The sequence below is a fragment of the Achromobacter sp. genome, assembly GCF_057314935.1.
Genome location: NZ_DBHKZA010000036.1, coordinates 24001 through 31904 on the forward strand (window position 1 = coordinate 24001; position 7904 = coordinate 31904).

Sequence of the window (7904 nt, forward strand, 5' to 3'; positions counted from 1 at the left end):
CCTTTCTTCTGGATGAACTCGATCTTGTAGCCGTCGGGATCTTCCACGAAAGCGATGACCGTCTTGCCGTGCTTCATCGGGCCGGCTTCGCGGGTGACCTTGCCGCCGCGTTCCTTGACCTTGTCACAGGCTTCGTAGGCGTTGTCGACTTCCAGGGCGATGTGGCCGTAGCCGTTGCCCAGGTCGTATTTTTCGGTGTCCCAGTTGTGGGTCAGCTCGATGACCGCGCCTTCGGTTTCGTCCTGATAGCCCACGAAGGCCAGCGTGAACTTGCCTTCCGGGTAGTCGTTGCGGCGCAGGACCCGCATGCCGAGCACGTTGGTGTAGAAATCGATGGATTTGTCGAGGTTGCCGACTCGCAGCATGGTGTGGAGCATACGCATGGATATCTTCCTTAAGCGATGAGGGGTTGCGGGAAGCGCGGCGGAGCGCCGGCGCTTTCCCGAGTGATGCCGATGTCGCGCAGTGCGCCGCCCATGGCGTCGACCGCAAGCCGCATCTGTTCGGCGCCGAAAGCGCCGATGCAGCCGACCCGGAACGAGGGGTGTTCGGTGTTGCTGAAATTGCTGAGCACGTAGCCGCGGGCCTTGAGCGCGTCGACGAACAGCTGCAGGTTCCAGGTCGGGGCGTCCGGCGCGCAGACGTTGACGACGATGGGGCCCTGCAGGTCGCGCGGCAGATTGGGTGTCAGGCCCAGCTCGATCACGCCATCATATAGCGTGCGCATGTTCGCCGTGTAGCGCGCCAGACGGGCGACACGGCCTTCCTGCCGGTACAGGTCCAGCGCCACGGCCAGCGCCGCCAGCGTGGGCGCGGGCGGCGTGAAACGGGGGCCGGCATTGGGGACCAGCGTGTGCTGGTAGATATCGGTCAGGTCCAGCGACCAGCTGCCGGCGTTGCCGCGCGTAGCTTCCAGGCGGTCGATGCGCGCCACCACGAAGGCGGCGCCGGGCAGCCCTTCCAGGCATTTGTTGGCGGTGAGCACCACGGCGTCGACCGCGGGCAGCGCAGCCAGGTTCAACGGCAGCGCGCCGAACGCGGATACGGCGTCGACGATGACGCGGCGGCCCATCGCGTGGGCGATACGCGCCAGCTCGGGCACGTCATGGCAGATGCCGCTGCCGGTTTCGCTGTAGACCAGCGCCAGGTGCGTCAGCGTGGGATCCCGTTCCAGGGCTGCGGCGACGGCCACCGGGTCCACCCGCTCGGCCGCGCCGACGGGCAGCGGCACGGCCACCCGGCCAGCTTCGCCCGCCAGCTTCTGCAGGCGGGACGCGTAGGCGCCGGTGGACGGCGCCAGCAGGCGGCCGCCCGGTGGCAAGAAGGTGCGGATCGCGGCTTCCACCGCGAAGTGGCCGCAACCGGGCAGCGCCAGCGCGGCGTGTTCGTCGGGCGAGGCCTCGGCCACGCCCAGCACGCCTGCGCAGACCTGGCGGTAGGTCTCGCGGAAATCGTTGTCCCAGGGCGCGTAATCCTGCGCCATGGCGGCCTTCACCCGTGCGTCGGTCGTGACCGGGCCCGGAATCAGCAGCAACATTTTCGTGTCTCCAAGTCGCCTCAGAACTGAGGCAGGGAAGCGGGGTCGTGGCGCCGAAGAATATTCTTGGCGTCTTCGAAGTCAGGCAGGATCTGTCCCACTTCACGCCAGAAATCCTGACTGTGGTTCATCTCGCGCAGGTGGGCAAGCTCGTGCGCGATCACGTAATCGATGATGGCGGGCGCGAAATGGATCAGCCGCCAATTCAGCATGATGTTGCCGTCGCTGGTGCACGAGCCCCAGCGCGTGGCGGCGGACGACAGCCGCCAGCGGCGGATCTTCAGGCCGCTCACCTGCAGGAAATGCGCCAGCCGGGCGCCGAACCAGGCGCCGGCCCGCTGCTGCAGCCAGGCTTGCGCCGAGTCGCGGATGCGGCTTTGCTCGGCCGTGGAGGGCAGGGCCAGCCAGAGGGTGTCGCCGTCTTGCGGCGCTTCCGCATCGCCTGACAGGCGGGCCTGGCGGCTGTCGCCGCCCACGCCGATCAGGATGCGCTTGCCCAGATAGGGCAGTTCACCGCCCGGCTGCCAGCGCGTGTGCGCCATGGCCAGTTGCTGCTTGCGGGCGTGCCATTCACGCAGCTTGGCAAGGATCCAGCGCGCCTTTTCGCGCACGGCGTCGTCGATCTGCGCCAGCGTGACCCAGCTGGGCGCCGTGACGCGCAGCCCGTCGTCGGTGATGACGAAGCCGATGCTGCGGCGGCGCGAGCGCAGCAGCACGAAACCGATAGGCTGATGTTCCGTCGGCACCTCGCGCCAGCGCGCGCCTGGCGGCAGCGGATCGGGGCACGGGGTGGGGACGCGGGAGGACGCGTTGGGCGACAGCGTGAGCAACGGCTCGCCCGCGGGGGCGGCGCCAGCGGGCGTGTCGGGGAAAAGCGTCTTCGGGGTGACTGGCTGCGGGGGCGTGGCCCGGGGCGCGGCAGGTCGGGGCGCGGCCGGCGGCTTCGGCGAGGCGATCAGCGGCGACGCGCCCCGGGGCGCGTCGTCTTCTTGCACGTCGAACAGGAGTTCGAGCTGATCAGTGCTAGACATACCTTTCAGGGTTGAGACGCCGCATTTCCCCTTCGATCCAGTCCTGTACCTTTTGGTTCAGTTCTTCGGGGGAGAGTCCCTTGGATTCTATCGCGGGACCGATCGACAGGGTGACCATGCCGGGATATTTGACGAAAGCGTTGCGCCGCCAGCACTCGCCGGCGTTATGCGCCACGGGGATGACGACCGCGCCGGTGCGCGAGGCAAGCAACGCGCCGCCCATCTTGAAACGCGCCGTCTTGCCCGGGGGCACGCGGGTGCCTTCGGGAAACAGCAAGGGCCAACGGCCTTCGTCCAGACGGGTCTGGCCCTGCTTGACCACCTGTTCAAAGGCGTCGCGGCCTTTCGCGCGGTCGATGGCGATCATGCGCAGCAGCGCCAGGCCCCAGCCGAAGAACGGCACCATGTGCAGTTCTTTCTTGTAGACGAAGCAGACTTCGCGCGGCATGTGGGCCGGAAAGAACAGCGTTTCCCAGGCCGACTGGTGCTTGGACAGGATCACGGCGGGGCCGTCGGGCAGGTTTTCCCAGCCCTTGACCTGCCAGCGGATGCCGCAGAACACTTTGGCGCCCCAGATGGCCAGGCGAGGCCAGCCCACCGTAAGCTTGTAGCGCCAGTGCAGCGGTAGCGGCGCCCACAGGATGCAGGCGAAGGCGTAGGGGATGACCGTGACGGCCAGAAACAGGAAATAAAGCAGCGAGCGTAGCCGGGCCATCGAATCAATTGTCCTGAAGCAGGATGTCGACAACGGCCGACAGGTCTTCGCATACGCGCGTGTTGTCGGGCAGGCCGCCCTTGGCCAGCGTCTTCTTGCCGTTGCCGGTTTGCACCAGCCAGGGCGCGCAGCCGACAGACGAGGACGCCTGCAAGTCGCGCAGCGAATCGCCCACGGCCGGCACGCCGGTCAGGTCGATGTCGTAGCGATGGCCGATCTGCTCGAACATGCCGGGGCGCGGCTTGCGGCAGGTGCAGTTGTCGTCCGGACCGTGGGGGCACAGGAACACGGCGTCGATGCTGCCGCCGACGGCGGCCAGCTCGCGCCGCATCTTGGTGTGGATGGCGGTCAGCGTGTCCATGTCGAACAGGCCGCGCGCCAGGCCGGACTGGTTGGTGGCGACCACCACCTTCCAATCCGCCTGCGTCAGCCGGGCGATCGCTTGCAGGCTGCCCGGCAGGGCGATCCATTCGTCGGGATTCTTGACGAATGCATCGCTGTCCTGGTTGATGACGCCGTCGCGGTCGAGGATGATCAGTTTCACTGTGCCAGCCTGGAAATGTCGGCCACCTGGTTCATCAGGCCATGCAGCTGGCTCAAGAGAGCCAGGCGGTTGGCGCGCACGGCCGGGTCTTCGGCCATGACCATGACGTCGGCAAAGAACGCGTCCACGGGCTCGCGGGCCTGGGCCAGCGTGGACAGGCTGCCGGCGAAGTCGCCGGCGGCCAGCTGGGCTTCGGCCTGCGGACGCAGGGCGGCCACGGCGGCGGCCAGGGCCTTTTCGGCGGGTTCCACCAGCGCGGCGTCGTTGACCGCGCCGATGTCGCCTTCGGCCTTCTTCAACAGGTTGCCGATGCGCTTGTTGGCGGCGGCCAGGCTGGCGGCTTCGGGCAGTTGCGCGAAGGCGGCAGCGGCGCGCACGCGCTCGGCCACCTGATGCAGCGGCGGCGTCAGCGCGATCACCGCTTCCACCGCGTTGCGGTCGAAGTCGTTGATCAGCTGGTTGCGGTAGCGTTCGTAGATGAAGGTGCGGACTTCAGCCAGCGTGTCGGCCGGGATCTTGCCGGCGGGGAACGTGCCCGCGGCCAGGTCCAGCAGGCCGTCCAGGGACAGCGGGCCGGCTTCGCTGATCTTCAGCCAGCCGCCGGCGGCCAGTTGTTCGAACGCGCTGATCAGGCCCAGCGCGGCGCGGCGCAGGCCGAAGGGGTCGCGTTCGCCCGTAGGCGCCAGGCCGATGGCCCAGATGCCGACCAGCGTTTCCACGCGTTCGGCAATGAAGAGCGTGGCGGCGGTCAGGGTGTCTTGCGTAACCGGCGTGTCGTAGCGGTTGCGGTACTGGCTGCGCAGCGCTTCCACGACGCTGGCCGGCTCGCCGTCGCCGGCGGCGTAGTACGCGCCCATGATGCCTTGCAGCTCGGGGAATTCGCCCACCATGTTCGAACCCAGGTCGGCCTTGGCCAGCATGGCGGCCCGGTCGGCGGCCGTTACGTCGCCGCCCAGAAGGCCTGCCACGCCGCGGGCGATGGCGCGCACGCGCTCCACGCGCTCAAGCTGGGTGCCCAGCTTGTTGTGATAGACGATCGAGCCCAGTTGTTCGACGCGCGCGGCCAGCGGCGTCTTGCGGTCGGTTTCGAAGAAGAACTGCGCGTCGGCCAGGCGCGGACGCACCACGCGCTGGTTGCCTTCGACGATGTTCACCGGATTGTCCGTGTGCATGTTGCTCACGATCAGGAAGCGGTGCGTCAGGCGGCCGGTGGCCGGGTCGAACAGCGGGAAGTACTTCTGGTTCAGCCGCATGGTCAGGATCAGGCATTCCTGCGGCACTTGCAGGAACTGCTCTTCGAACTGACCCACGTAGACAGTGGGATGTTCGACCAGCGCCGTCACTTCGTCCAGCAACGCGGCGACTTCCGGGTCGTCGCCCAGGGTGGCCGACAGGCGGCCGGCATGGTCCAGCAACTGGCGCTGGATCTCGTCGCGGCGGCCTTCGAAGGACGCCACGACGCGGCCCTTTTCTGCCAGGGTGGCGGCGTAGGCGTCGGCATTGGCGAACGACACCGGCACCGTGCTCATGAAGCGGTGGCCCAGCGTGTCACGGCCGGCGGTAAGGCCCAGCGCGGACACCGGCACCACCTCGGCGCCAAACAGGGCGACGAGACCGTGCGCCGGGCGCACGAACTTGACGGACGTGACACCATCGGCCAATTGGTAACGCATGACCTTGGGGATCGGCAGGTTGTTCAGCGCTGTGTCCAGGCCTTCCTGCAAACCCACGGCCAGTTGCGCGCCGGGGGCGGTGCCGCGGGCAACCAGGTAGTCCTGCTTGCCATCGGATTCGCGGTCCAGCGTGGACAGGTCGATGTTTTCCAGGCCCTTGGCGGCCAGCTTCTTTTGCAGCGCCGGGGTGGCGCGGCCGTCTTCGGTCAGGCCGATCTTCACCGGCATCAGCTTTTCGGCGTAGGGCTGGTCGGGCGCCTGCGCCAGCACGGCGGACAGGTGCACGGCCAGGCGGCGCGGCGTGGAATACGCAGTCACGGCGCAGCCGTCAGCCAAGAGGCCATGGCGCGCGAGCGTGGCGCGCACGCCTTCGGCAAAGGCCTGGCCCAGCTTTTGCAGGGCCTTGGGCGGCAGTTCTTCGGTCAGCAGTTCGACCAGCAGCGGGCGGATGTTCGTCGTCATTTATGCAGCCTCCCCGGCGGCCTTGGTGCGGGCCAGCATGGGAAAGCCCAGTCGTTCGCGGGAATCGTAGTAAGCCTGGGCGACGGCGCGCGACAGGTTGCGGATGCGGCCAATGTAGGCGGCGCGCTCGGTCACGCTGATCGCGCCCCGCGCGTCCAGCATGTTGAAGGTGTGCGCGGCTTTCAGCGCGGCCTCGTAGGCCGGCAGCGCCAGGGGCACGTCCATCAGGCGCTTGGCTTCGGTTTCGTAGTCATTGAAGTGCGCGAACAGCATGTCGGCCGACGAGTGTTCGAAGTTGTAGGTGGATTGCTCCACCTCGTTCTGGTGGAACACGTCGCGGTACAGCACGCGGTTGCCGTTGGCGCCTTCGGTCCAGACCAGGTCGTACACGCTTTGCACGTCCTGCAGGTACATGGCCAGGCGTTCCAGGCCGTAGGTGATTTCACCCGTGGTTGGCGTGCAGTCCAGGCCGCCCACTTGCTGGAAATAGGTGAACTGCGTGACCTCCATGCCGTTCAGCCAGACTTCCCAGCCCAGGCCCCAGGCGCCCAGCGTCGGGTTTTCCCAGTCGTCTTCGACGAAGCGGATGTCGTGCTGCGTCGGGTCGATGCCCAGCGCCTTCAGCGAACCGATGTAGAGGTCCAGGATTTCCGGGGGCGCCGGCTTCAGCACGACCTGATATTGGTAATAGTGCTGCAGGCGGTTGGGGTTCTCGCCGTAGCGGCCATCCTTGGGGCGGCGCGAAGGCTGCACATACGCGGCGCGCCACGGCTCCGGGCCGATCGCGCGCAGGAATGTGGCCGTATGCGAAGTGCCGGCGCCGACTTCCATGTCGTAGGGTTGCAGCAGGGCGCAACCCTGCTTGTCCCAGTATTCCTGGAGCGTAAGGATGATTTGCTGAAAGGTGAGCATAGGATTCTTGGAATTCGACTCGCCGGGCAAGGCTTGCCTTGGGCGTGGGAAACCCGGCATTTTAACTGGCCCGGGCCTGTCCTGTTTCCCGATGGCCGTTGGGCAGTTACATCTACGTCTTTTGGACGCCATCCGGGGCAGCGGGGATGTGGCCGAGGGGGCGCCAGGGGGGGGCGGGCGCCCCGCGGGTGTGCTGCTGGCGGACGCCCTGGCCCGCGTCGGCTGCGCCCGCAAACCAATGATCGTATGATTCCAGGTTGAGCCTCAAGTCTTATATAAAACCCGGAACCCGACGACACCCCGGGATTCCGAGAATTCCTGGAAGGAGCAGTCCCATGTCAGACCTGATCACGGTGGAAGTTACCGACGGCATCCAGATCATCACGATCAACCGCCCGGAAGCCAAGAACGCCATCAACCTGGAAACCGCCCAAGCCATGGCCGCCGCGCTGGACCAGCTGGACAGCCGCGACGACATCCGCATCGGCATCCTGACGGGTGGCGGCGGCACGTTCTCGTCGGGCATGGACTTGAAGGCATTTGCCAAATCGGGCCAGCGCCCCTACGTGGAAGGCCGTGGTTTTGCCGGCTTGAACGAAAAGCCGCCCAAGAAACCGCTGATCGCGGCCGTCGAAGGCTATGCGTTGGCCGGCGGTTGTGAAATGGCCCTGGCCTCCGACCTGATCGTGGCCGCCAGCAACGCCAAGTTCGGCCTGCCGGAGGTCAAGCGCGGCCTGGTGGCCGGCGCCGGCGGCATGCTGCGCCTGCCGCGCCGCCTGCCGTACCACATCGCCATGGAAGTGATCCTGACGGGCGAGATGCTGAGCGCCGAGCGCGCCTACTCGTTCGGCCTGGTCAACCGTCTGACGGAACCGGGCGGCGCGCTGGCCGGCGCGCTGGAACTGGCGCGCGCCATCGTCGAGAACGGCCCGTTGGCCGTGCAGACCGCCAAGAGCATCGTGTCGCAGTCCGGGGATTGGGAGCAGGAAGGCATGTTCGACCGCCAACGCCCGTTGATCGCGCACATTTT

Annotated in this window: 8 protein-coding genes; 1 reads left to right on the plus strand and 7 read right to left on the minus strand. The window is 67.1% G+C overall.

Annotated features, from left to right (window positions below):
* From gloA to glyQ, 7 genes are all read right to left on the minus strand, one after another.
* The coding region (gloA, locus tag ACO6D5_RS15110; RefSeq protein WP_485825826.1) for a lactoylglutathione lyase at positions 1-383 on the minus strand (383 nt) is incomplete at its 3' end.
* Between the two features lie 11 nt (positions 384-394).
* Positions 395-1537 (minus strand): 2-aminoethylphosphonate--pyruvate transaminase, encoded by a 1143-nt coding sequence (locus ACO6D5_RS15115; protein ID WP_485825827.1) that lies wholly within the window; start codon positions 1535-1537, stop codon positions 395-397.
* Positions 1538-1557: 20 nt separating this feature from the next.
* Positions 1558-2568 (minus strand): M48 family metallopeptidase, encoded by a 1011-nt coding sequence (locus ACO6D5_RS15120; RefSeq protein WP_485825828.1) that lies wholly within the window; start codon positions 2566-2568, stop codon positions 1558-1560.
* Positions 2561-3283, minus strand: a complete 723-nt coding sequence (locus tag ACO6D5_RS15125; protein WP_315845692.1) for a lysophospholipid acyltransferase family protein — start codon at positions 3281-3283, stop codon at positions 2561-2563. Before ACO6D5_RS15125 ends, ACO6D5_RS15120 begins: the two co-directional genes overlap by 8 nt.
* 4 nt (positions 3284-3287) lie before the next feature.
* Positions 3288-3827 (minus strand): D-glycero-beta-D-manno-heptose 1,7-bisphosphate 7-phosphatase, encoded by a 540-nt coding sequence (gmhB, locus tag ACO6D5_RS15130; RefSeq protein ID WP_485825829.1) that lies wholly within the window; start codon positions 3825-3827, stop codon positions 3288-3290.
* A complete protein-coding gene (glyS, locus tag ACO6D5_RS15135) occupies positions 3824-5962 on the minus strand; it encodes a glycine--tRNA ligase subunit beta (protein WP_485825830.1) in 2139 nt (712 codons plus the stop codon). Before glyS ends, gmhB begins: the two co-directional genes overlap by 4 nt.
* Positions 5963-6874: a glycine--tRNA ligase subunit alpha gene (gene glyQ, locus ACO6D5_RS15140; protein WP_006226339.1), complete on the minus strand. Its 912-nt coding sequence runs from the start codon at positions 6872-6874 to the stop codon at positions 5963-5965.
* 335 nt (positions 6875-7209) lie between these two features.
* Between glyQ and ACO6D5_RS15145 the strand changes: the two genes are divergently transcribed.
* On the plus strand, positions 7210-7904 hold a 695-nt coding region (locus tag ACO6D5_RS15145; RefSeq protein WP_485825831.1), incomplete at its 3' end, for a crotonase/enoyl-CoA hydratase family protein.

Excerpts from the sequence above, each read along its gene's own strand:
- glyQ (WP_006226339.1), bottom strand. The coding sequence starts at position 6,874 with ATGCTCACCTTTCAGCAAATCATCCTTACGCTCCAGGAATACTGGGAC.
- ACO6D5_RS15115 (WP_485825827.1), bottom strand. The coding sequence starts at position 1,537 with ATGTTGCTGCTGATTCCGGGCCCGGTCACGACCGACGCACGGGTGAAG.
- ACO6D5_RS15125 (WP_315845692.1), bottom strand. The coding sequence starts at position 3,283 with ATGGCCCGGCTACGCTCGCTGCTTTATTTCCTGTTTCTGGCCGTCACG.
- glyS (WP_485825830.1), bottom strand. The coding sequence starts at position 5,962 with ATGACGACGAACATCCGCCCGCTGCTGGTCGAACTGCTGACCGAAGAA.
- ACO6D5_RS15120 (WP_485825828.1), bottom strand. The coding sequence starts at position 2,568 with ATGTCTAGCACTGATCAGCTCGAACTCCTGTTCGACGTGCAAGAAGAC.